We start from the raw sequence: 25389 nt of genomic DNA, 5'->3' as shown, positions 1-25389 counted from the left end.
CAGCAGCGGGACGCGGCGCAAGTGGAAGTGGAAAAGCCTTTCCCCAAAGAAGCGGAGCTGGCTGAAAAATCCGCCCGTCTGGCCGAGCTGGACACCTTGCTGAACATGGAGGGCCGCCCCGAGCCGGAGCAGGACACACCAGAAGCTGAACAGGACGAGCAGAGCGAGGAACACCGCCCTTCGGTGCTGGCCGGGCTGAAAGCCACCGCAGCTGAGAAGCCTGCCCGTGATAAATTCCAGAAGAAGGAGGAACCCGAGAGATGACCAATGAACAGTGGAACACCACCCTTTACAAGCAGATGTTTACGGAACAGGAGCAGTTCCGGGACTGGCTGCTGGCCCAGCCGCCGCAGGAAATTTTGAACCACGCCTATGAGTATGTTATGCGGGAGGACATTCTGCTTTCGCTGGAGCACAACGACCTGACCGATGCTCAGGCAGCGGCGCTGCTTGCCTCGCCTGCGCCGCTGGCGGATGTGTATAAAGAACTGGATTATGTAGAAAGCAGCCACATGGAGGAAGTATGGAGCTGCGTTGTAGACCGAGCGAATATCGTGCTGGATGCACAACTGGACCGCGCCAAAACCCTGATCGACGATTTTTGCACTTACGATTATGCTTCCCATGCGGATTTCAGCGACTTGAGCAGGGTGAACATCGCCTACACCACCGTGGGCGATGAAGATATCCCCCTGCAAGTCCATGTGGATCTGGAAGGGTACAAGATCGAGCGGGAACTGGACGGCAAGCCGCTGGATACCCGGCAGTACAGCTCGCTGCAGGAGCTGATTGAAAACGAGCTGGAAGGACTGGATTTTCAGGAGCTGGTGGCGGTGGATGAGAAAGACATCCAGTTGTCATTGGCAAGGGCTGAATATCAGGAAAATGTGGAGTGCAAGCTGGCAATCGAGCAGGCCATAGCCTGCTACTACGATGGCAGCCGTCTGGATAGCGCGGCGGCCCGAGAGGTGGTGGAGAAGTTTGGCGCAGAGCGGGTGTTGTATGTCTTGGCTGGTACTCTCCAACAGAACGAATGGGACGGCCGCTTTTCCCAGGACAACAAAGCCTGGGCCAAAACAGCAAAGGCCGATCCGCTGTTTGCTCACCGGCGGGATTTTTCTGTTCAGAGTCACCCCGGCCTGGTAGATGTGTTCCTGACCCAGGTGCGTCGGGAGGCAGAGAAGCCGCCCCGCGCCTCTATCCGGGAACGGCTCAAGCAGGCGCAGGAAAAGGCGGAGAAAAAAACGTCCGTGCAGGCTGCGACCAAAAAGAAGGAGCCGGAGCGGTGAGGGGTCGCCGCGACCAGCAGCTGCACTTCCGGGTCAGCAAGCCGGAACTGGACCGCATTCAAGTCAAGATGGCGGAGCTGGGCATTGTGAGCATCGGGGCATATCTTCGGAAAATGGCGCTGGATGGCTATTGCATCCGGCTTGACTTGAAGGAACTGAACCGAATGGCCTACCTGCTGCAAATGTGCAGCAACAACCTGAACCAGTACGCCAAGCGTGCCAACGAGAGCGGCCGCGTTTACCAGACAGATATAGAGGACTTACGGGCGCGGCTGGATGAATTGATCGGTCTCGCCAAACAAATTTTGGCGCAGCTGGCCGCCCTATGAGCCGCAACATCCTTGCAAAGGCTGCGGCTTATTTTTATACTGCAAACGGACTGAAAAGAGTCTGCAAAATAAAAGGTCAGCAAGGAGGACCGGACGAATGGATCGTGATTTTATGTGCTTTTTCTACCGTAACATTTTGCCTGAAAGAACAGAAGTAGCAGTGCAGGGCAACATTCCTTATCATAAGGCGGAAGAAATGGTGAGGGAAATGGAGGATGAACTGCAGGCGCGCGTTGATAATGAAACATGGAACTTGTATTTGAAAATGTCCGATCTAGCTGGAAAAACAGAGCAGATGCTCTGCGAGGCTCTTTATTTGCAGGGCGCAGAAGATCGGGAGCATATGCTTCAATAAAGAGGGAAGAGGTGAAGGAAACTGGCAGCCACACGGCTCATTGCACTGCACCAGAACAGGGGTAAAAGTGTTGCGGCCTGCCTGAAAAGCCGCACCGATTACGCTCAAAACCCGGAGAAAACCGACGGCGGCGAACTGGTCAGCAGCTACGGGTGCAGCCCATTGACAGTGGATGAGGAATTTCTTTTGTGCAAACGGCAATACGAGCAATCCACTGGGCGCAGCCAGAAAAATAACGTCATTGCCTACCAGATCCGGCAATCCTTCAAGCCGGGCGAGATCACGCCGGAAGAAGCCAACAAGGTGGGCTATGAGCTGGCCATGCGCTGGACAAAAGGCAAGTACCAGTTTTTCGTCTGTACCCATACCGACCGTCAGCACATTCATAATCACATTCTCTATAACTCTACCTCCATGGACGGCAGCAGGAAGTTCCGGGACTTTTTGCTGTCGGGGCTGGCAGTGCAGCGTCTCAGCGATGTGATCTGTTTGGAGCACAAGCTGTCGGTGATTGAAACCAAGCCCTACCGTGAGCGGCAAAAACGTACTCTCTACCCGCCCAAGAAGAGCAACCGAGACCGCCTCTGCGCGGTAATCGACAACATCTTGCGGGACAAGCCTTCCGACTTTGAAGCCTTTCTGCAAAAGCTGGAACAGGAGGGCTACGAGGTCAAGCGGGGCAAACATACCTCGGTAAAAGGAAAACGGCAGAAGCGGTTTATCCGTTTTCGGACCTTAGGGGAAGGTTACAGCGAGGAGGAAATTCGCGCTGTGCTGGAGGGCAATGCAGAACACCGCCCGCGGCAGAGACCGGTGGGTTCAGCAAAAGAGGATGCTTTCCAGCTCTTGATCGACCTTGCCGCCAAGCAGGGGAGAGGAGCGGGCTACCAGCGATGGGCCAAAAAGTTCAACCTGAAGGAAATATCCAAAACGCTGATCTTTCTGCAGGAGAACAAGCTCACCAACATGGATGAGCTGAACGACAAGGCTGATGTGGCAGTCAAACGTTTCCATGAATTGCAGGAGACGATCAAAGCCGCAGAGAAGCGGATGACCGAAATATCGGAGCTGAGGACGCAGATCGTCCACTATGCCAAGACCCGTGAGGTGTACGCTGCCTACCGTAAGGCTGGGTACAGCAAACGGTTCCGCGCCGAGCACGAAGCAGAGATTCTGCTGCACCAGGCAGCCAAAGAATTTTTTGATAAGCAGGGTATCAAAAAGCTGCCCAAGGTGAAAGATTTGAACGCCGAGTACACTGAACTGCTCAAGCAGAAGAAGGTAGCCTACCCGGAATACCGCAAGGCCAGGGAGGAGATGCAGCGGCTTTTGCGGGCACAGAAAAATATCGAGCGATTCTTCGCAGATGAGACACCGCAGTCGGACCGGCAGCAGAGCCGGTAAACGAAACACGCCAAAGGTCGATTTTGCGTCGGCCTTTGGCGTGCTTTTTTGTTTGTATGGAGATGGAAGCGTTCCGAAGGAACGCGCAGCCTGCATCCGGTGGATGCAGTTTGAGAAGGGTTTGGGAAAGTTCCCAACAAGCATTTTGTACGGGGCCGGAAGGACACGATGCAAAAAACGCGACTTGGTACCAGGTCGCACTGCTTGCCGCAACTACGTTTTCCTTTCGCATTGAAACTCCAGCTTTCGCTATCGTTTTGATTGTTATTTCTGTTCCAGCTCATCAAAGAGAGAACAAGTAAAAAATTGCCCCAGTGTAAGATCCAAACCGTCGCATAATTTCTTGATGGTGGTGATGGAGATTTGCTGTCGGCTGGGGTCTAGCATACTGTAAACAGTAGATGACGTCACGCCTGCAAGATGGGCCAATTCATACGGACAAATGCCGCGCTGACGGCACAGATCCTGAAAGTGCTGCGCAACAGCGTCTTTGATCGTCATACAGAGTCTCACCTCGAATATGGATTTCATTTTAGTTTATCATACGCAATTGCGTAATTCAAGAGAGAATCAAACAAAACAGATGCTTTTTAGCATTCAAAACGGGGGATTAAAAAGAAAGATTTCAAGATGCAGGTAAAAAGAAAAAGTACCCTCCATCTGAAAAATGGAGGATACCTATATGACGATTATTCTCACAACATTATATGAGTATTTTATCATGCTTCTGCAGCTCTTGCAAGGGGAAGCAGAGCGAGAATATTCTAAAAAACAGTCCCCACAGCATCTGATTTTTGGCGCAATTGATTTGTTTCGGGTCCTTTTTAAACTGTATGTAGGAACAGAACGCATGAAAAATGTCACAAATTACCATAGGGAGGACGCTATGTCAAAAAAGATTCATGATAAAACCAGGAAAATTGTAAGATTTGCAGATTTGGCGTCGCAGTGGCTGCTTTCGGTGTCGCGTGGAGTCAAAGAGTCCACGCTGGCTCACTACAATTACACGCTGAACCGTTATCTTTTGCCTGTCTTTGGAGAAATCAGTTTATCCTCCCTGGACGAACAGCGTCTGGAACGGGGCATTCTGGATGTGATCTGTGCCACAAAAGGCAACCACAAACCTCTGGGTGCGTCCTCGTCCCGGGAGTGCCTGACATTGCTCCGGCGCATCTGCAAATATGCGGCGCACCTGCACTTGATGCGCTCCATCGAGATTCTTGTCAAGCTGCCGCAGGAAGTACGCGCCCAGACCAAGCCCCTCTCCACGCGGGAACAGGCGGCGCTTCGGGACTTTGTGCTGGCCGCGCCGACGCCCCGCAAAGTTGGTCTGCTCCTGCAAATGCAGTTGGGTCTGCGGATTGGCGAGGTGTGCGGCCTGCAGTGGAGAGACTTCGATTTCAAAGCCGGTACGCTGACCATACGCCGCACGGTGCGCCGCATCTACTGCGGCGCAGGGAAAACCAAAATCGTTGTACAGACGCCTAAAACAAAGAGTTCCGGCCGGGAAATCCCCATTCCTCACGACTTGGCAGTTTTGCTGCGCCAGCTGCGGGGCAATGCAAAGCCAAACGTCTGGTTTCTCTCCGGCAATGCCGAGAAGCCGGTGGAGCCACGCTGCTACCGCAAGAGTATTCAGGGCTATCTGCGCCGGGCAAGCGTCCGGCGGGTGCATCCCCATGCCCTGCGCCACACCTTTGCCACCACCTGCCTGCAGACCGGGTGCGACATCAAAACGTTGAGCGAAATACTGGGCCACGCCGACGCGAACATCACTCTCAAGCGGTACGTCCACACCGACATGAAACGCAAAAAACTCGAGATGCAGCGCGTCTTTTCGGCTGTTTGGAAAAAGCGGCCGACGCAGGTACATAGCTTGGCCTGACAAATACCTCCATTTTTCAGATGGAAGATACCCCTTGGGTGCGAAAGGGGGTATGGACATGGCGCTGGTCTTATTTGAACATAACGTAAAAGCCTATCAGGCCGCCGCGGCCATGCTGGAGCGGTACGGCAAAGCCGCCGTGGTCCACCCCACCGGCACCGGCAAGAGCTACATCGCCTTCAAGCTGATCGAGGATCATCCCGATGCGGCGGTGCTGTGGCTGTCGCCCAGCGAGTACATCTTCAAGACCCAGATCGAGGGGCTGCAAAAGCAAAGCCTGGATTTTCAGCTTGGACATGTTCATTTTTACACCTACGCCAAGCTTTTATTCTGCACGCCCGAGCAGCTCGCGGAGATCGCCGCCCTGCACCCCGCCTATATCATCCTGGACGAATTTCACCGGGCCGGCGCGGAGCGCTGGGGCGAGAGCGTCCAAAAGCTGCTGGCCCTCTGCTCCGACGCCAAACTGCTGGGCCTGACCGCCACCAACGTCCGCTATCTGGACAATAACCGCGATATGGCCGAGGAGCTGTTCGACGGCCACATCGCCTCCGAAATGACCCTGGGCGAAGCTATCGTGCGGGGGATTTTGCCTGCTCCGAAGTACGTCACCACCGTGTTCCGCTATCAGAACGAGCTGGCCAGGTATCAGGCCAAAGTGGACAGCCTGCGGAGCCCTGGCATTCAGGACGCCAACCAGAAATACCTGGACGCCCTCCGCCGCGCGCTGGAACAGGCGGACGGCCTCGACAGGGTGTTTGCAAAGCATATCACAGAAAAAGCGGGAAAGTATATTGTTTTCTGCTCAGGCAAGGAACACATGGACGAGATGGTCTCCCATGTGCCGGAATGGTTTGCGGGCGTGAACAAAGACGTCAAGGTCTACACCGCCTATGCCAGCGACCCGGAGGCCAGCAAAGAATTTGCAGCCTTTAAGGCGGACGCGGGTAATCACCTGAAACTGCTATTCTGCATCGATATGCTCAACGAGGGCGTCCATGTGGAGGGGATTTCGGGGGTGATCCTGTTCCGGCCCACCGTGTCGCCCATCATCTATAAACAGCAGATCGGGCGGGCACTGACCGCTGGCTGCACAAAAACGCCGCTGATTTTGGATGTGGTCAACAACTTCGAGGGGCTTTCCAGCATCTCGGGGCTGCAAAAGGAGATGACCACTGCCGTCCAGCGGCTCTATGCCAATGGCGAAGGGGACAAGATCGTCACCGACCGCTTCGAGGTGGTCGAACAGGTGCACGACTGCCGGCTGCTGTTCGAGCAGTTGGAAAGCAGCCTTTCCTCTACATGGGATCACTATTTCGCCCAGGCCCGCATTTATTATGCGGAGCACGGCGACTTGAATGTGCCGCTGCGGTACAGGACGCCGGGCGGCCTGAGCCTGGGCGACTGGGTCCAGACCCAGCGGCGGCTGCGCAAGGGCACGCTCCAATTTGGGACATTGACCCGGCAGCAGATCGACAAGCTGGACAGCATCGGGATGGTCTGGGAGACCCGCTCCGAGACCGCCTGGTCCCGCGGGCTGGGGGCCGCCAGGCGCTACCGCCAAACCTACGGCGACTTGCAGGTCCCGGCCGGATACAAAGACGATACGGGGTTTGCCTTGGGCAACTGGCTCAGCAACACCCGCGCCCGCTACCGGGGCGGAGGTCTGACGCAGGAACAGGCGGCCGAGCTGGAGCAGCTGGGCATCGTCTGGAACGCGATCGACGCCAAATGGGAGCGCTGCTATGCCGAAGCCGCGGCCTACTACGAGCAGCACGGCAACTTGGGATTCCCCAAGAAGTACGTGACCGAGTCGGGGGTTCGGCTGGGGGCCTGGCTGGAAAACCAGCGGGCTGCCTATCTGGAAGGCGCGCTCCCTGCCGATAAGGTCCAGCGGCTGGAAGCCATCGGGATGCTGTGGGAAGGCCGCAACGACCGCCAGTGGCGGCAGGCATACGAGGCGGCCAAACGCTATTACCAACAGTACGGCACACTGGAAGTTCCCTACGACTACACCACGCCCGACGGCCTGCGGCTGGGGCAGTGGGTGGTGCGCCAGCGGATGGCCTACAAAGGCACTCTTTCAGGCAAGGGCAAAGTCAACCGGAAGCCTTTAAGCCCCGAACGCATACAGCTTCTGGACGCCATTGGGATGGACTGGCGGGACGGCGACGCCTGGCAAAGGCATTTCGACGACCTGCTCGCTTATCAGAAAGAGCACGGTACCCTGATCGTACCGGCGTTCTATAAGACGGCGGACGGCTGTTGGCTCAACCGGTGGTTCTGCACCCAGCGGCAGCGCCTGCGGGACGCGCCCGAAAAGCTGACGCCGGACCAGCGCCATAAACTGGAACGGCTTCTGGGCCAGACAGAAAGGACCGATCAATTCCATGCAGGATAGAGGATGGATCGACCTGCATAGTCACGTATTGCCGCAGCTTGACGACGGCAGCGAGTCGGTGGAGATGTCGGTCGCCATGCTGCGCCGGATGGCAGAGCAGGGCGTCGGCGCCGTCTGCGCCACCTCCCACTACTACCGGCAACAAAATTCCATCGAGACCTTCTGCGCGCGGCGGGCGGACGCGCTGGACCGCTTGCTTGTGAACCTGCCCGAGGGCCTGCCCCGCATTTTGCCGGCGGCGGAAGTCGCGTTTTTCTCCGGCATCAGCGAGAAGCCGGACCTCGGCCGGCTGTGCATCCAGGGCACCCGAACCTTGATGCTGGAGATGCCCTTCTCGGACTGGACCGATCTGCAGGTCGAAGAAGTCTCGGCGCTTGTGCTGGACCGCGGGTTCAGCGTGGTGCTGGTCCACCCGGAGCGCTTTTGTTCCAGCAAGGGCAACCGGCAAAAGCTGCGGCAGCTCGAGGAATTGCCGGTGAGCTTGCAGGTGAACGCCGGGACGCTGCTGCACTGGATGGACCGGCGCGTGGGGCTGAACCTGCTGCGGGAAGCGCCCATCCCGCTTCTCGGCAGCGACTGCCACAACCTGACCACCCGGCCACCCAATCTCAAGGAGGGGAGAAAGATCGTCATCCAGAAGCTGGGCAGCGCGTTCCTCGACAAGATGGACGAGAACGCCGCTGATCTGACCCGGCAGACGGCGAACGCGACTACATGAGGCATTCGGACAGGCGGCGGATTAGCCGCAGAGACTTTTTCAAGGCCGCGGGCCTCACCGTGGCGACGCTGGCCGCCCTGGGCGGCGGGGCCTACGCCTTGCAGCGCTGGGATGACAGCCAAAACGCCGTCTCAGTGGCGGACACCGGCCCCGGCAACGACCACCGCGAGGCGGCACAGCTCAAGGAGCTTACTTATAAAGGTAAGACCTACCGGCAGCGGCCCGAGCTGGAAACGTATTTGTTCATGGGCATCGACACGATGGGCGCAGCCGTTGGGGTGAACAGCTACGCCGGCGGCGGCCAGGCCGATGTGCAGATCGTCGCGGTGCTGGACAATGAAGCACGAACCTGGCAGGCTTTGCAGCTCAACCGCGACAGCATCGTCAGGGTGCCGGTGCTGGGGGTGGGCGGCGACATCGTGGCCTACGAGGACGAACAGCTCGCCCTCGCCCACTACTACGGCAACGGCCGCGAGCAGAGCTGCGAAAACACCGTCTTGGCCGTCTCGATGCTGCTGGGCGACCAGCCCATCGACGGGTATATGGCCGTCAATATGGACGCGGTGGGCATCCTCACCGACCTGGTGGGCGGGGTGACGCTGACCGTCACCTCCGACTTTTCGGCCACCGACCCCAGCCTTATGCAGGGCGAGACCATCACCCTGACCGGCGAGCAGGCGCTGACCTACGTCCGCAGCCGCGCCAACATCGACGACGAGACCAACCTCGCCCGCATGAACCGCCAGCGCCAGTATATGACGGCGCTGGAAGAAAAATTAATGCAGAAGGACGCCAATTTTGTGGTGGAAGCCTACGATGCCCTGGCCGACTACATGGTGACGGACATCGCCAGCGGGACCGCCGCTGAAATCGGGGAGCGGATGCAGGATTACACGCAGCTTGAGGTGCTGACCATCGACGGCGAGAACGTGGTCGAGGGGGAGCACTGGGCCTATCATCTGGACGAGGACAGTTTGCAGGAGACGATTTTGCAGCTGTTCTACAACGAAATTTGAGCAGGAGAACGTACAACATGGAGCAACAAAGCGTCAACGAGACAACGATACAGGCCGGCCAGAACGCGCAGCCCGCGCAGGCCGCCCCGGCCGCGCAAGCTGTCCGCCGCCCGCCCGCAAACGACGAGATCGACCTGGTGGAGGTCTTTTACCTGTTCTGGGGCCACGCCTGGCAGATCATCCTCTGCCTGATGCTGGGGGCGATAGCCGCCTTCGGCGTCACAAAGTTTTTGATCACGCCGCTGTACGAGGCGACATCCAGTATTTACATCGTGTCTGCGTCCAATAACTCGGTGGTCAATTTGACCGACCTGCAGATCGGCGCGCAGCTCACCGCCGACTATCAGGAGCTGATGCTCAGCCGGCCGCTGCTGGAGGACGTGATCGAAAATCTGGAATTGACCAATGCCGAGGGCGAGCCGATGACCACCCGCGCGCTGGAAGGCATGATCACGATCACCAACGCGACGGACACCCGCATTTTGGCCATCACTGTGACCAGCCCAGACCCGCAGCAGGCGGCGGACACCGCCAACGAGCTGGTGGAGCAGGCCTGCATCTACCTGCCCCAGATCATGGAGACCGACGAGCCGAATCTGGTCGAGGAAGCCATCGTACCCACGCAAAAAGCCAGCCCCAGCACGGCGCGGAATGTGGTGCTGGGCGGGATGCTGGGGGCCATCCTCTGCTGTGGCGTGCTGCTGGTGCGCTACCTGATGAACGACACCTTCATGACGCCCGACGACATCCAGCGCTACTTTGGCGTCCAGCCGCTGGCCACCATCCCGGAGGCGGACCTGGGGGACTTTGGCCGCCCGGAGAAAAAGCGCGGCTTCTTCAAGAGAAAGGGAGCAAAATGAAAGAACTGGAGATCAACAAATTACCGCAGCTTCCTTTCGATGTGACGGAAGCGCTGAACCAACTGCGCATCAACCTGAGTTTCTGCGGCGACCAGATTAAGGTGATCATGGTGACGAGCAGCGTCCCGAACGAGGGCAAGAGCTTCATCACCATGCAGCTCTGGAAGATGATGGCCGAGGTGGGCACGCCGGCGCTGCTCATCGACTGCGATTTCCGCAATTCCGAGATGCGGCGCAAGTACAGCATCCGCAGCGTGCGCAACGAAAAGCTGCTGGGTGCGCCCCACTATCTGGCCGGCAAGGCCGAGCTGGACGAGGTGATTTACAAAACCAATATCCCCAACGGCTTCATGATCCCGGTGACATCGGCGATTGCGAACCCCACCATCCTGCTGGAAAGCCCCAACTTCACCAAGATGCTGGACTATTGTTCGGAGCGCTTCCCCTATGTGCTGGTGGACACGCCGCCGCTGGGCAGCGTGGCGGACGCGCTGAACATCGCGCGGCACTGCGACGGCAGCGTGCTGGTGGTGCGCAGCGGCGACACCCCGCGCAAGGTGGTGGAGAACTCGGTGCAGCTTTTGCGCCGGGCCGAAAGCCCGCTGCTGGGCATCGTGCTCAACCGCGCCGACGTAAACAATCGCTCCAGCGCGTATTATCACCGCTATTATCACTCGAACTACTATTATAAAGGTTATCGAGGCGGCTATGGTTACGGCCACGGCTCCGCTCACGATAAATCGAACAGCAATGGAGGTAAGTAATATGAAAAAGATCCTTTCTGCAGTGGCGGCGGCCGCTCTGGCTGCAAGCATGGTGATGCCGGCGTGGGCGGCTGTCGCCAGCCCCTTTGGCGGCGCGGAGACCGAGACCCCTGATGTCACCTACACCACCCAGGGCCAGACCGGCGAGACCAGCCAGGCGACCGAGGCTTTCGAGACCATCCAGGACGCCGAGACCACCCAGGAGGGCCTGGAAGCGCTGGAGCTGGGCCTGACGGCCGGCGTGCAGGCCGAGCTGGGCGCAGCCGACGTGAACGAGTACCGCGCCCGTGAGATCGGCGAGGTCTCCATCTCCGCCGAGGGCGCTGCGCCCGTCACCCTCAGCAACCTGTCCGGCGTGACCGCCGCCACCGAGGGCTTCGTGATGTATCTGGGCAGCGACGGCCTGTGGCATTACCTGCCCGTCACCTTCGGCGATCGCAGCGCGACCTTTACCCTGCCTTACTCCACCACCATCATCCTGTATGTCCGGGTGGCTGTGGCGCAGTAAGGACCGTACCGTTTGCCGGCCGTGACCCCGCGCAGGAACAAGCAGCCTTCCCGCAGGGCCGCCCCGGCAACCAACAGAAGAACGTTTGAAAGGCTGCTTTCCGGACACGCGAAACGTGGAGGAGGGCGGCCCTTTCTTTTCTATTGCCTTTTTGGGTAAAACTTGGGTTTATCGGGCGATTTTGGGAGTGTAAGGGGAAAGTTTATGCAGCAGGGTTGGGGGATCGAATCCCACAACGGCTCATGGGAGCCGATCAAATTCGGAAGATATTATGTCAGGATGACGGCAGGCCAAAAGCAATACCTGAAAATACGCGGCATATTGGAACGGTTGATGGCAGTTCTGGCTTTGGTGCTGCTTTCGCCGCTGTTCTTGGTCGTAAGTATTGCGCAAAAGATGAGCGCGCCGGATGAGCCGGTTTTCTTCAAACAGAAACGTGTTGGAAAAGACGCGCACTGTTTTAACATCGTGAAATTTCGCACCATGAAAAGCTCGGCGCCCAAAAATGTGGCGACCGGCGATCTGGAAAGCCCGGAGCGCTACATTTCAAAGCTGGGACGCTTCCTGCGCGATACCAGCATCGACGAGCTGCCGCAGCTCATCAACGTGGCGCGCGGCGAAATGGGCCTGATCGGCCCGCGGCCGCTTGTGTACACGGAGCGTCAGATCCGCTTCCTGCGGCGTTGGTATGGAATCTACCAGGTCAAGCCCGGCATTACAGGCTGGGCGCAGGTGAATGGGCGCGATACGGTCGATGTGTATGACAAGGTATTTTATGACCGGGAATATGTGCAAAAAGTGGGCCTGCTTTTTGATATAAAAATTATCCTGAAAAGCGTGGCTGTTGTGCTGGGGCATCACGGTATCGTGGATGGGAAGATTGACCCGCAGATTCGGCGGGAGAGTATCGTGCTGCTGCGGGAGAGCGAGCTGCTTACCCATGTGCAAAATGATGAAGAAGAGGAAGTTGTATGATGAGACATGTTTTTATAGTTGGCAGTAAAGGAATTCCGGCCCAGTACGGGGGATTTGAAACATTCGTTGAAAATTTGACGGCAGGAAAGAAAAACGCCAACATTATGTATCATGTGTCCTGTATGAATAATGATGAGAAACATTTTATGCATAATGGCGCGGATTGCTTTAATGTACGAGTTCCTCTCCCTGGAGCACCTGGGCGTATTTTTCATGTTGGACTGGTTTTGGATCAAGTAGAGGAGTGGGCTAAGCAGCATCGCAATGAGAAGGTTACTGTTTACATTTTGGGTTGTAGAATTGGGCCTTTACTTATTCCGCATGCAAAAAAATTGCATAGACTTGGCGTGAAAATCTACTGTAATCCAGATGGTTTAGAGTGGAAACGCAGCAAGTGGAGCGCACCTGCTAAGGTGTTTCTGCGATACTGTGAGAAATGTCTGGTGGAAAAAAGTGATTTGGTTATTTGCGATTCATTAAGTATCGAAAAATACATTAAGTCCACATATGGAAAAAAAGTAAAAGATACTACATATATTGCGTACGGTGCATATACTGATAGGTCTCAGTGTAGCGATAGTAAATTGAATGAATGGTACAGTCAATATGAATTGTCTAAGAGTAATTACTACTTGATTGTAGGTCGTTTTGTCCCAGAGAATAACTATGAAACGATGATAACTGAATTCATGCGAAGCCAAACAAAAAAAGACCTAGTTGTTATTACCAATGTTGAACATAATCATTTTTATGAAGAATTGAATAGAAAAACGGGATTTGAAAACGATAGTCGAATCAAGTTTGTGGGAACGGTGTATGACCAGGAGCTATTGAAAAAAATTAGAGAGAACGCATACGGTTATTTACATGGACATGAAGTTGGTGGAACAAACCCGAGTTTATTAGAGGCGCTGGCAAGTACACAAATCAATCTGCTTTTTGATGTTGGTTTTAATAAGGAAGTTGGAGAAGACGGAGCAATATATTGGAATAAAACAGAAGGTGATTTAGCTGCTGTAATAGAAAGAGCTGACTTAATGAGCGAAAGTGAGATTAAAGACTTGGATCGGCGTAGTTTGAATCGAGTGAAGAAAGCTTACAGTTGGCAGAATATTTGTGGTAAATATGAAGATATATTTTTCGTCAATTAATTGAATAATATGAGAATTGCGTTGTATTATTCCTGGATAAGATAAGGATAACATATGAAGATTCTACATGTTTCTTTAGGGCTGCCTCCATTTAGAACAGGTGGATTAAATCGGTATTGCTTGGATTTAATGAGAGAACAGAAGGTACAAGGGGAAAATGTAGCACTTTTATACCCAGGAGAATTTGCTTTAGGAGGAAATACTAAAATCAAACAAACAGCGAATATAGAGTTCCAAGTTTTTAGAATAGTAAATCCACTTCCACTTGCGTTGACTAGCGGTATTTCAGATCCAATCCGCTATATGAAACCATGCAAAAATCCAGAAGCATATCAGAGATTTCTTCTTGAAAACAGGCCGGATATTATACATGTTCACAGTTTTCAAGGAATTCATAAAGAATTTTTTGAGATTGCGCAGAAACTGAAAATTAAAATGGTTTTTACAACGCACGATTACTATCCGTTCTGTCCATGCTGTGTGCTACTTCAGCGCAATGGGACAGTATGTTCGGGCCCGAAAGACGACAAATGTGCATTGTGCAATCAAGGACGTGGATTTTCTGAAGCGAAAGAATATATTATGCAGTCAAGGCTTTATGAGAAGTTGAAGTACAACTGTATTGTTCAAAAAATACGATCTTGGCAAGTTAAACAAATGGAACAAGAAAGATTTGAGACGGATATGATAGATGAAAGCTTGAGTGAGAGTAAGAAACAGCAATACGGCAGACTTCGCCAATATTATTTGGACATTTTGCGGTGTATGAACAAAATACATGCAAATAGTATAACAGCACAAAATATCTACCAGAAATTTAGTCCAAACAGTAACTACTGTCAACTTGGAATTACCCATGCAGGAATTGAACAGAAAGAACATATATTAGATAAAAATATGCTCCGTTTTGGATATGTAGGAGGTCCGAAGCGATATAAAGGATTAGAGGTCCTTTTGAAAGCTATTTCAATTATAGAAGATAAAAATATTACTAATTATGAGTTGTGGTTATATGGGGCGGATTATCACGAATATAAATCTAAGAATCCACATATCCATAACGGGGGAACATATACGCAAGAAATAGAAAATATAGTTTGGTCTTCGTTTGACATACTAATTGTTCCAAGTCAGTGCTATGAAACATTTGGATTTGTGGTGACGGAAGCAATAGCTCATGGAGTTTCGGTTATTTGTTCTGATCTGGTTGGCGCAAAACAGTTTCTCAGTGAGAAAGACATATTCAAACATGACTCTGCTGAGGATCTTGCGAATTGTATGTTAAAATCTCATGCAGTTCCCCAGGTTTCTCAAGATATGATTTCTATGGAAAGACATACCTTACAAATAAAAAAAGTTCTGTATTCTGTATGTTGAATGAGGGGATAGAAAATGAAGAAGATTCTCATGTCAGCATTTTCATGTCAGCCAGGTAAGGGGAGTGAGCCGGGTGTAGGATGGAACTGGTCTATTCAGGCAGCTAAAAATGCGGAAGTATATGTATTAACCAGATCGAAAATGAAACCATATATTGAGGCAGTTGAACTTCCAGGAGATATAGCGAATAATATTCATTTCCTTTACTGTGATTCTTCAAAAAGACTTAGAAAGTGTACAATATATTTAGAGTACATACATTGGCAGTACGTTGCATACCGGTATGCGAAAAGATTGTGTAAGAAAATCACCTTCGATTATGTATGGCATATTACTTGGGGCAACATGTTTTTGCCCACATGGATGTATAAGCTCCCTGTAGATTTTATATGGGGACCAGTGGGTGGGGCAGAACAAGTTCCAAAGGAGTTTTGGGATGAATTCCCGCTAAAAAATCGGATTATTCACCAATGTAAATATTATATGGGAAAGGGAATGTGGTGGATACCGTGGGTTACTAAACCAGCTAAACATGCTCGAATTATAATTGCAAGAACATCTGCAACAAAGGATCTTTTTCCAAAATTAATCCGAGAAAAAGTGGTTGTACATTTAGAAGCATGTGTTATAGAAGAAAAAGATTTTTATTATCCAGATGATACAGGAGATATTCTTGATAAGGGAAGTGGAAAAAATATTATATATACAGGGCGAATCTGTGATATTAAAAATCTTCCGGTTCTTATTCCTGTAATGGCCGTAGTAACTAAAAAGTTTCCCGATGCACGGTTACATATTATAGGTGATGGAGACATGGCCCCGATGCTTAAAAGATTAACCAAAGAGAATGGCTTGGAAAAGACGGTCATTTTTTACGGTAACGTTGAAAGGGCGCAATTATTAAAAGCAGTAAGTCAATCGGATATATTTGTATTTCCAAGTTTAAAAGAAGGTGCATCTTGGTCTTTGCTAGAAGCTATGCACTTTGAATTACCAATTGTAGCCTTTGATACGAATGGAATGCATGATACATTATCTGATGAGTCAGCAATTTTAGTTCCGCTAGAAGGGAAAAATCCAAAAGAAGCTGCCGAAGCATTTGTTCAAGATACAATGATGTTGATGAATATGTCCAATGATGAGATTAAATCTCTAGGAAAACGTGCTCACGAAAGATTGGTCAAGGTTCATTCAGCTAAAGGTGTGGCGTCTTTTATCGAAAAAATGTGTAATGATCCAGAATAATATAGAAAAGAATAATTTGAATCAAAATTAAAATGATAATAAATGATAAAAAGCATGGATTTATTATGGAATTGTATTTGCTAATAGTGTCAACTGCAATTCCAGGGAATCTCGGAAACTATACCCGTTTTATTTTAGTAGCGGTGCTTGTGCTAACTGAGGCTTTAAAAAATCACGGGAAGATTAAAATTCACTTATTTCCTGGGAGCACATGTTATATTGTGTTTGTTGTTGTGTGCTTATTAGCAGGATTAAAAGAATTGTTCGTCGAAAATGCTTCTATCTGGTTTTTTATAAGAGATATTATATTGATCTCTGTCTATGGACTGGAGTGGTTAGCTGTATATCAAATTGCATGTAGAATTAAATTGCAAGAAATGTGGTACACCGCAGCAGTAGCAATAACGTCAATAACTATTATTTTGCTATTTAATGCTTTTATAAGAATATTTAATGGGGCTACTACATTTGGCGCTTTTTCAGACGGATCACTACAAGCACAATGGGCGTTGGCATTAGGAATATTTATTTTTACACTTCCTCCGTCTGAGATGTCTGGATGTTTTTTTGGTCGCAAAATAGATAAAATTATTTTATTATTGCAAATTGTGGTATCTGTTCTTTCTTTTTCGCGTACACTTTTTCTCATTTTGGGATGTCTTTTCCTCCCGATGAGTTTCCAAAGAAAAAATATAAAAAACATCGCAAGAATTGTAGCACTTATTGGCTTTGGCTTAATGGGAGTGGTGATTTTTCTTCCAGATGTGTTTGGAACGTTCTATCATAAACTGATTAATTCTTTTGGCGAAATTAGTGCAAGCAATCGATGGACACTTGACTACATTGTACAAAATTGGAGAGGTTATGAAGTATACTGTGCCAGACAAACATTTTTGAATTATTCAGGATTTGAATCATTGTTTGGAAAAGGATTTGGGGCGACAGTGGAAACGCGTTATGCCTGGCTTGTAACTGGAGAATCACAATTACCTTTTTTACACAACGGATATTATACAGCATTGATTAAAGGTGGTCTGGTGGGACTGACACTATATATTATGTTATTTATAATGCAATTATTATTTGTGTCGAAGCAAAAAGAATTTGATATATTTCAAAGAAATTTATATATAGGAATCGTTGTTGCTTTGGCATTTACTTCGATTGCAGTCCAGGGCGTTTATTTTGGAAGTATGTATATTTTACCTTGGGCTATAATAACATGTTTTGTAGCTAGATTTGAAAATAGTAATAATGGCAAGGATGACTTTTAATTAATATAGAGCTTAGAGGTAAAACCGTAGTTTCTTTTAATTGCTAGAGGTGTCGTCATATGAATATTATAGCTGCGTATCTTCCTCAATTTCATTGCATTCCTGAAAACGACAAATGGTGGGGAAAGGGCTTTACAGAATGGACTAATGTGAAAAAAGCAAGACCATTATTTGAGGGGCACAGACAACCTAGAAGACCACTAAATAATAATTACTATAATCTCCTTGATGATGGGAATAAAACTTGGCGTTGGCAAATTGATCTCGCCAAAGAATATGGTATTTTTGGATTTTCAATTTATCATTATTGGTTTAATGGAAAATTGCTTCTCGAACAACCAGTAGAAAACTTTTTAAAAGATAAAACGCTTGAAATGCCATTTTGTATTTGCTGGGCTAATGAAAAATGGACAAACGGATGGGTCTCCAGTGAAAACCGAGTTTTAATGGAACAGGATTTTTCGGATAAAGAAGATTGGATAAATCATTTTATGTATTTGCTGCCCTTTTTTCAAGACAAGAGATATATCCGCATTGATAATAAACCGTTGATGATTATTTATGTTCCTTACTTAATGGAAAAATATCTTGAGCCGTTTTTAAAATGTTGGAGAGAATTGGCAGAAAAGAACGGAGTAAATGGTATTACATTTGCATTTCAACATGTTAGAAATTATAATGATCCGAAGTTTAAGAAAGAATTGTTTGATTATGGGATGGAATTTCAACCAGATTTCGCGCTATCTCGAAAAGTAGAAAACAGAAACTTTATCCAAGCCGCGAAAGAAACTACCGTTAACAAGATGTTCAAATTGTCCTCTTGGCTTCAAAAAAACTATGGAATTTATATCCACAGAAGAAGAAATCAACGTGACGTAAAAAGATTCTCATATGACGAGGTATGGGAGAAAATCTTAAGTCTCCAGCCGGAAGGTGGGAATATTATTCCAGGAGCGTTTGTTGATTGGGACAATACTTCAAGAAAAGGAAAGGCTGGTTCGGTTGCTGTTGGAGTGACACCAGAAAAATTTTATGGATATCTCAAAAGACAAATTATACATGCAAAGACTGTATATCACCAAAATTATATGGTACTATTCGCGTGGAATGAATGGGCAGAATCAGGATATCTTGAACCTGATGAGGATAATCAATACAAGATGCTGTCTGCTGTAAAACATGCACTCATTGATACCGGAGAATTTCCAATTAGATGAGAAGGAAAATAATTTAAAATGAAAGCATTGCTCAAAAATTTGTCGTATAGTATCTGCTCGAATTTAATCAACTTCTTATTGGCAGTGGTTGTTACTTTTGTTTCTCCTAAGATTTTGACTGTCCAACAGTATGGGTACTTTCAACTGTATCTTTTGTACTCGGGATATATCGGAGTTTTGCATTTTGGTTGGGCAGATGGGATTTTTTTAAAGTATGGAGGACAATATTATAATAAACTGGATAAAAAAACATGTAGCGGGCAATGCCGTTTGAATTTTATATTTGAAATTATAATCAGTATTGTTTTCTTAATGATGGCATTACTGATGCCAAATGAACTAGACAAAAAAATAATACTATGCTGTGTGGCACTTGAAATATCGTTTTGTTTGCCGTGTACCTTGCTCCAATATTTGCTGCAAACAACAAACCGAGTAAAAGAGTATGCTATATCATTGTTGGTTGGAAGATTTTTTTATGCAATATGTGTTGGATTAATCGTTATCTCAAATGGTAGTACATATATTGCTCTTGTTGCCGCTGATATGCTGGGCAAGCTGATTACTTTTATTGGGACATTTTATTATTGTAGAGATATTATTTTTTCAAAACCTCCTCAAATATTAGATGCGGTTCATGATGCTATATTAAATATTAAAATTGGTGTGGCATTAGTGATCGCCAACATTGCTGGCTCACTTATTATTGGAGTCGTCCAGTTGGCTATTGAGGAGAAATGGAGTGTCGAAGTTTTCGGTAAAATAGCATTTACTATTTCGGCTTCTAATTTCTTGATGGTTCTTATTCGTGCAATTGCTTTGGTTGTGTTTCCTGTATTAAAAAGGATTCCCGCGAACAAGCTGCCGCAAATATATAGTAGCTTACGAATTGCTTTAATGATTCCCTTGTTTGGAATGCTGATGGTATATTATCCGGCTCGAAAATTGTTGTCATTGTGGTTGCCCCAGTATAATGAAGGTCTTCGTTATATGGCATTATTATTTCCAATGTGTATTTTTGAGAGTAAGACAAGTTTATTGATTGAAACATATATAAAAGCGATTCGTAAAGAACGATGGCTGTTAGAAACTAATGTATTGACTTTGTTGATTGCAATACTGAGCACGATTGTATCGGTTTTTATTTTGCAAAATCTGACACTTGCGGTGATTTCTATTGTTGTTTTATTAGCATTTCGTTGTATAAGACTGGAAATGAAGTTGACCAAAGAAATACATGTGGCGGTGTATAGAGATATATTGTTAGAGATTATAATGAGTATAACGTTTATTATTTGTAGTGGAAGCATACAAGGATTTAGGGGATTTTTGACTTATTTAATAGCTTATTTATCTTATCTAATTGTGAATCGAAATGGGATGCAAGAAGTTTGGCTTACTATTAAAAGCATATCAGGAAATCTGTTAAAAAAAGGTGGATGAGTGTAGATACTGGGGCATTTCTACACTGGTAGTTTATGTGGGGAAGCCAACGTTGAACTCACCGCAAACCTTGCCTGTAAAGCTAGCGATTTCCTTAGTTGGTACTGTATAAGGTTGTTGCGTTAGCGCTATGGCGACAGTGAACCATCTTGTTATAGAGGGAAAGCATCTAATACTTCAGTGTGTGCTTGAATTTTGTTGGTAAAGGCGCTGATAACGTAAAGTGCGAGTGACTATGCGTATAGGATGGCCGACGTTCTGAGGGCATACCGTCTGCATTCTGAGCAGCGTTACTATCTCTAAAAATAGGTCGGATAAGGTGGTGAAGATCATCCAGAGCTATACAGGGGTTGTGAATAAGATGGTGTGGAGAAAATATTGATATTGCAAAAGATAGAGAGGTATTTTTTATGGGCAAGTATTTCGGCACCGACGGCTTCCGCGGGGAAGCCAACATTGCATTAACGGCTGACCACGCCTACAAGATCGGGCGCTTCCTCGGGTGGTACTACGGGATGCTGCGCGAGCGCAGCGGCGACAGCGAGCCGCCCCGCGTCGTGATCGGCAAGGACACCCGGCGCAGCTCGTATATGTTCGAGTACGCGCTGGTGGGCGGCCTGGTGGCGTCGGGGGCGGACGCCTATCTGTTGCACGTCACCACCACCCCCAGCGTGGCCTACATCGCCCGGGTGGATGACTTCGACTGTGGCATCATGATCTCGGCTAGCCACAACCCCTATTACGACAACGGGATCAAGCTCATCAACTACTGCGGCGAAAAGATGGACGAGGAGACCCTGCAACTGGTGGAGGATTACCTGGACGGCAAGCTCCATGTGTTTGATAAGGACTGGCCTGAGCTGCCTTTCGCGCACCGCGACCGCATCGGCTGCACGGTGGACTATGTGGCGGGCCGGAACCGCTACATGGGCTATCTGATTTCCCTGGGCATCTACTCGTTCCGCGGGGTGAAGGTGGGCCTGGACTGCGCCAACGGCAGCAGCTGGAACATTGCAAAATCCATCTTTGATGCTTTGGGGGCAGATACATACGTCATCAACAATCAGCCCAACGGGTTGAACATCAACCTGAACGCCGGTTCCACCCACATTGAAGGGCTGCAAAAGTTCGTGGTGGAAAAGGGTCTGGACGTGGGCTTCGCCTATGACGGCGACGCCGACCGCTGCCTCTGTGTGGACGAGAAGGGCAATGTGGTGGACGGCGACGCCATCCTCTACATCTATGGCCGCTACATGAAAGAGCGGGGCAAGCTGACCAACAACACCATCGTCACCACCATCATGTCCAACTTCGGACTGTACAAGGCGCTGGACGAGCTGGGCATCGGCTACGCCAAGACCCCTGTGGGGGACAAGTACGTCTATGAGTACATGACCAAGAACGGCTGCCGCATCGGCGGCGAGCAGTCGGGGCACATCATTTTTTCCAAGTATGCCACCACCGGCGACGGCATCCTGACCAGCCTCAAGATGATGGAGGTCATGCTGGCCCGCAAAAAGAAGCTCAGCGAGCTGGCCGCGCCGTTTAAGGTGTATCCGCAGGTGCTGGATAACGTGCGGGTGAGCGACAAGCAGGCGGCCCAGGCCGACCCGGATGTGCAGGCCGCGGTGGCTAAAGTGGCCGAGACTCTGGGGGACGCCGGCCGCATCCTGGTCCGGCCTTCCGGCACCGAGCCGGTGGTCCGGGTCATGGTGGAAGCGCCGGAGCAGGCCACCTGCCAACGGTATGTAGATGAGGTGGCCGCCGTGATCCGCGCCAAGGGCTACGGCATCGCATGACAGCGCGTTTTGGCATGAGCTGTGGGACGGCAACAACGGCAACCTCTCGGTACCGCAAACAGGCGGCGCAGTACGACCTGGTGCGCGCCGCCTATGAGGTGCCCCGCGTGTGAACTCTGGTAAATTGTTGCAGGCTGGCCTTGCATCCGCCCCTTGCGGCAAATGCGGCCAAATGCCTGCCCTTCCTTTGCACAATCCTCTCTGCTGTGATACAATAAAACAAAACCACACAGGAGGGGCCGCAGATGCCAGACAAAAAGACCACCGACCAGCAGGCAGCCGCGAAGCGCTTTGCCCAGGTCTGGAAAGACCGCGGATATGAAAAGGGCGACAGCCAGACCTTTTGGCTGTCGCTGCTGCACGATGTGTACGGGGTGGAGCACCCCGGGGAGTTCATCTCGTTTGAGGAGCAGGTGCACCTCGACCACACCAGCTTCATCGACGGGACCATCCCCGCCACCCACGTCATGATCGAGCAAAAGAGCCTGGGCAAGGACCTGCGCAAGGCCATCACCCAGTCGGACGGGTCCAAGCTGACCCCCTTCCAGCAGGCCAAGCGGTACTCGGCAGAGCTGCCCTATTCCATGCGGCCGCGGTGGATCGTCACCTGCAACTTTGCCGAGTTCAACGTCTACGACATGGAGCGGCCCAACGGCGAGCCGGAGATCATCTACCTCAAAGACCTGGAGAAGGAATACTACCGCCTGCAATTTCTGGTGGACATCGGCAACGACGACGTGAAAAAGGAAATGGACATTTCCTTGCAGGCCGGCGAGCTGGTGGGCGCGCTCTATGACAAAATCTTGGCGCAGTACAAGGACCCCGCCGACCCCCACAGCCTGAAAAGCCTGAATATGCTCTGCGTCCGGCTGGTGTTCTGCCTGTACGCCGAGGATGCCGGCATCTTTGGCGGGCACGGCAAGTTCCACAACTACCTCAAGCGGATCGCCGAGCGGAACATCGCCACTAGAGGTAGTGTCAAGTATTTTTCGCAAAATGGTTTGCAGACTCTGGTGTGAGTGAAGTCAGCCGGCAATGGAGGCATCCTCAAGGGCAGCCTCCAGGTGCTTCATGTTCATGTACTTCTTGTTGCCCCACTGGGTGCCGGCCACATAGCGCAGCCGGGCGCAGACCAGCATGAGGGCGGAGTTGCCGTCCGGGAAACTGCCCACCACGCGAGTGCGGCGGCGGATCTCCCGGTTGAGTCTCTCAATGACGTTATTGGTACGGATGCGAGTCCAGTGTTCGCTAGGAAAATCGCAGTAAGTCAGCGTTTCCTCAATGCCATCCTCCACCTTCTTGGCCGCCTCTTTCAGCTTCATAGAGCGCAGTTGCTCCACCACGGCTTTGGCTTTCTCCCGGGCAGTTTTCTTGCTTTCCTGTGCGTGGATCGCCTTGAGCATCTTTGCCACCAGCTTCACCTTGGAGCGAGGCGTTACTGAGAACACATTACGGTAAAAGTGTACGGTACAGCGCTGGTACTTGGCCTCTGGGAATACTTCTCCCACAGCCTCCAGCATACCAAGACACTTGTCGCCAACCACCAGCTTGACTCCATCCAGGCCACGGCTGCGGAGCCACTGGAAGAAGCTGCCCCAGCTGGCCTTGTCTTCCTTCATGCCCTCGGCGGCACCCAAAACCTCACGGTATCCGTCCTCATTCACCGCGATCGCCACCAGAATGGCCACATTTTCAAACTCTCCGCCCCAGTTACGGCGCAGGTAGATCCCATCCACATAGACATACGGATAGCGCCCACCTTGCAGAGGGCGGTTGCGCCAATCCTCAATGTGGGCATACGCTTTCTTGTTCAGCTCGCTGATGGTGGCCGGAGATACCTTGCTGCCCCACAGCGCCTCGGTAATGTCCTCCACGCGCCGGACGGATACGCCTGCCAGGTACATCTCAATGAGAGCTTCTTCCACACTGCTCTCCCGACGGCGATACCGCTCAATAATGGTAAGCGCCTCACGAAACAGCGTACTTGTCAAACCCGGTCTCCAAGTGAGAGAATAATTCCATGTAATGGCCGTGTAATTTTGAGAGCGGTCTTAAAAATACACAGCCACTCCATGGAACGATTTTCTCACTGGGAGACTGGGCTTGGCAAGTACACTGTTTCGTGAGGCGCTTACGTAGGCTGCGCTTTGCTCGCCCGTGACCGGGTCCTGAACAGGAATCGAGTCGCCAGCCCAGTCCACCTGCATAGCATCCCCCGGCTTGTGCTGGATGCGCATGGTTGCCCTTGTAACGCGTGCCCAACGGCGGTACCGTTCGCCAAACTGGGTGCTCATGTACGGCTTCTGACCGGTCTCATTGCACTTCGCGCAGTATTCTTCCCAGAGCAGCGTCAGGGTCACGCCCGACCGGGCCAGTTCGCGGTGGATGTACGGATAGTCTGGTTCGGCGTATTGGCTGGATGCCTTGTGCTTGTTTGGGAAGAGAAGCTGTTCCAGCTCGGCGTTGGCGATGTCGTCGGGGAGGGGCCAGGTTAGATTCCTATCTTTGGCCGCTTGTTGTACTGCACGGATCGTGTTATCGGAGCAATGCACGCTGTTACGGATTTGCCGCTAGCTCTGGTTCAGTGACAATCGGTAGAGAATTTCTTTGTAATTTACCATTTTTTCCTCCATGAATGATGATTAGTCGCACATAGATGGTGCGCGTAACCATTATAGAGGAATTTCCCTGAGATGTCGCTTTACAGCGTGAAAGTGTCGCTAAAACTCCGTGCAGGTGTCGCTCAGCGTCCGATTTTTGCAGATCTACCAAAATAGGCCGGCCGCAGGAATAGCAGCGCCCTTCCTGGCGCTCCCAGATGGCGCGGTAAGGACCTGCCACGTTGCGGATCTCCCGCGTGTGCAGGCGGTTTTCGTGGTAATCACGATTTGTGAACGGGTTCTCATTGGTTTTTGGCTTTTTTATAGTCAGAAGAACGGTATCGGCCAGCCGAATGAGGCGGACGCTTTTGTCATCTGGAAGGGCATAGCAATACCGGCCATCTGATTCCTGATACCAATATTTAGCTTTGAGTTTTGCAAGCGCCATCTTCGGGTGGCGCTTTCTTGCAGCCTCCAGCAATGCGGTCTGTACCGCGGCGTCTACCTTGCGGAAAGCCGCCGTGGCGTCGGTGCAGCGTAAGCGCTCCATAATCCCCCGACTGTAAAAAAGTACCAACCTGTGAGAAAATAAGACAAAGTATCAAAAGTCTTAGAAATCTGAGAAGTCTCACAGGGGGTAAAAAATGAGCAACCAATATCGGGAACTAAAAAAGCAGCATTACCTCAACCTGCTGCGGGAGTGCGCCCGCAGTGGGAAGAATAAACGGGAATGGTGCGCACAGGCCGGTGTAAAATATTCGACCCTCATGAGGTGGCAG

Annotated in this window: 21 protein-coding genes and 4 pseudogenes; 22 read left to right on the top strand and 3 right to left on the bottom strand. The window is 50.7% G+C overall.

From position 1 onward, the window contains the following. The 5 genes and pseudogenes from B5G12_RS12720 to B5G12_RS12700 all read left to right on the top strand — a co-directional run. Positions 1-264: pseudogene (locus tag B5G12_RS12720) on the top strand (hypothetical protein); the annotation flags it as partial. Continuing rightward, positions 261-1289, top strand: a complete 1029-nt coding sequence (locus B5G12_RS12715; RefSeq protein ID WP_087325256.1) for a DUF3849 domain-containing protein — start codon at positions 261-263, stop codon at positions 1287-1289. The pseudogene B5G12_RS12720 and the gene B5G12_RS12715, both read left to right, overlap by 4 nt. Next, positions 1286-1618, top strand: coding sequence for a plasmid mobilization protein (locus B5G12_RS12710; protein WP_087325254.1), 333 nt, complete (start codon positions 1286-1288; stop codon positions 1616-1618). The genes B5G12_RS12715 and B5G12_RS12710 overlap by 4 nt, the downstream gene beginning before the upstream one ends. Positions 1619-1715: 97 nt before the next feature. Beyond that, entirely contained in the window at positions 1716-1973 is a 258-nt protein-coding gene (locus B5G12_RS12705) for a hypothetical protein (protein ID WP_087325252.1), read from the top strand. Positions 1974-1994: 21 nt separating this feature from the next. Further along, complete coding sequence (locus B5G12_RS12700; RefSeq protein ID WP_087325250.1) at positions 1995-3377, top strand: relaxase/mobilization nuclease domain-containing protein; 1383 nt, start codon at positions 1995-1997, stop codon at positions 3375-3377. A gap of 264 nt (positions 3378-3641) precedes the next feature. Here the strand turns inward: B5G12_RS12700 and B5G12_RS12695 are convergent, their stop codons facing one another. Next, entirely contained in the window at positions 3642-3878 is a 237-nt protein-coding gene (locus B5G12_RS12695) for a helix-turn-helix domain-containing protein (RefSeq protein WP_087325248.1), read from the bottom strand. Positions 3879-4059: 181 nt separating this feature from the next. Between B5G12_RS12695 and B5G12_RS12690 the strand changes: the two genes are divergently transcribed. The 17 genes and pseudogenes from B5G12_RS12690 to B5G12_RS12625 all read left to right on the top strand — a co-directional run. Further along, a complete protein-coding gene (locus B5G12_RS12690; protein WP_242956040.1) occupies positions 4060-5262 on the top strand; it encodes a tyrosine-type recombinase/integrase in 1203 nt (400 codons plus the stop codon). 58 nt (positions 5263-5320) lie between these two features. Beyond that, entirely contained in the window at positions 5321-7663 is a 2343-nt protein-coding gene (locus B5G12_RS12685; RefSeq protein WP_087325247.1) for a Helicase associated domain protein, read from the top strand. Then, positions 7653-8381: a CpsB/CapC family capsule biosynthesis tyrosine phosphatase gene (locus B5G12_RS12680; RefSeq protein ID WP_144064155.1), complete on the top strand. Its 729-nt coding sequence runs from the start codon at positions 7653-7655 to the stop codon at positions 8379-8381. The genes B5G12_RS12685 and B5G12_RS12680 overlap by 11 nt, the downstream gene beginning before the upstream one ends. Further along, positions 8378-9397: an LCP family protein gene (locus tag B5G12_RS12675; RefSeq protein WP_087325243.1), complete on the top strand. Its 1020-nt coding sequence runs from the start codon at positions 8378-8380 to the stop codon at positions 9395-9397. The genes B5G12_RS12680 and B5G12_RS12675 overlap by 4 nt, the downstream gene beginning before the upstream one ends. Before the next feature lie 17 nt (positions 9398-9414). Further along, positions 9415-10257 (top strand): YveK family protein, encoded by an 843-nt coding sequence (locus B5G12_RS12670; RefSeq protein ID WP_087325241.1) that lies wholly within the window; start codon positions 9415-9417, stop codon positions 10255-10257. Beyond that, the gene (locus tag B5G12_RS12665; RefSeq protein WP_087325239.1) at positions 10254-11021 is read left to right on the top strand and encodes a CpsD/CapB family tyrosine-protein kinase; all 768 of its coding nucleotides are present in this window, start codon (positions 10254-10256) and stop codon (positions 11019-11021) included. Before B5G12_RS12670 ends, B5G12_RS12665 begins: the two co-directional genes overlap by 4 nt. Position 11022: 1 nt before the next feature. Next, positions 11023-11529, top strand: coding sequence for a hypothetical protein (locus B5G12_RS12660; RefSeq protein WP_087325237.1), 507 nt, complete (start codon positions 11023-11025; stop codon positions 11527-11529). 204 nt (positions 11530-11733) lie between these two features. After that, positions 11734-12504, top strand: coding sequence for a sugar transferase (locus B5G12_RS12655; RefSeq protein WP_087325235.1), 771 nt, complete (start codon positions 11734-11736; stop codon positions 12502-12504). Continuing rightward, complete coding sequence (gene cps2T / locus B5G12_RS12650; protein ID WP_343286642.1) at positions 12501-13655, top strand: beta 1-4 rhamnosyltransferase Cps2T; 1155 nt, start codon at positions 12501-12503, stop codon at positions 13653-13655. Before B5G12_RS12655 ends, cps2T begins: the two co-directional genes overlap by 4 nt. Positions 13656-13709: 54 nt before the next feature. Further along, on the top strand, positions 13710-15032 hold the full coding sequence (locus B5G12_RS12645; RefSeq protein WP_087325233.1) for a glycosyltransferase: 1323 nt from the start codon (positions 13710-13712) through the stop codon (positions 15030-15032). A 15-nt stretch (positions 15033-15047) separates the two neighbouring features. Then, on the top strand, positions 15048-16277 hold the full coding sequence (locus B5G12_RS12640) for a glycosyltransferase (RefSeq protein WP_087325231.1): 1230 nt from the start codon (positions 15048-15050) through the stop codon (positions 16275-16277). Between the two features lie 65 nt (positions 16278-16342). Then, positions 16343-17551 (top strand): O-antigen ligase family protein, encoded by a 1209-nt coding sequence (locus B5G12_RS14445; RefSeq protein WP_144064154.1) that lies wholly within the window; start codon positions 16343-16345, stop codon positions 17549-17551. A gap of 59 nt (positions 17552-17610) precedes the next feature. After that, a complete protein-coding gene (locus B5G12_RS12635; protein ID WP_087325229.1) occupies positions 17611-18768 on the top strand; it encodes a glycosyltransferase WbsX family protein in 1158 nt (385 codons plus the stop codon). 18 nt (positions 18769-18786) lie between these two features. Further along, a complete protein-coding gene (locus B5G12_RS14440; protein WP_144064153.1) occupies positions 18787-20211 on the top strand; it encodes a lipopolysaccharide biosynthesis protein in 1425 nt (474 codons plus the stop codon). Between the two features lie 304 nt (positions 20212-20515). Beyond that, positions 20516-20593, top strand: a pseudogene (locus B5G12_RS15240) (UDP-N-acetylglucosamine 2-epimerase); the annotation flags it as partial. 28 nt (positions 20594-20621) lie between these two features. Then, complete coding sequence (gene glmM / locus B5G12_RS12630; RefSeq protein ID WP_087325228.1) at positions 20622-22010, top strand: phosphoglucosamine mutase; 1389 nt, start codon at positions 20622-20624, stop codon at positions 22008-22010. 245 nt (positions 22011-22255) lie between these two features. Then, positions 22256-22972 (top strand): annotated as a pseudogene (locus B5G12_RS12625) (type IIL restriction-modification enzyme MmeI); the annotation flags it as partial. Positions 22973-23035: 63 nt separating this feature from the next. Here the strand turns inward: B5G12_RS12625 and B5G12_RS12620 are convergent. Beyond that, positions 23036-24058 (bottom strand): annotated as a pseudogene (locus B5G12_RS12620) (IS256 family transposase); the annotation flags it as partial. Positions 24059-24566: 508 nt separating this feature from the next. Further along, positions 24567-25160 (bottom strand): hypothetical protein, encoded by a 594-nt coding sequence (locus B5G12_RS14435; RefSeq protein ID WP_144064152.1) that lies wholly within the window; start codon positions 25158-25160, stop codon positions 24567-24569. Positions 25161-25389: the final 229 nt, after the last annotated feature.

It is taken from the genome of Faecalibacterium sp. An58 (genome assembly GCF_002161515.1).
Taxonomy (GTDB): Bacteria; Bacillota; Clostridia; order Oscillospirales; family Ruminococcaceae; genus Faecalibacterium; species Faecalibacterium avium.
This window is presented reverse-complemented; position numbering and strand designations above follow the sequence as displayed.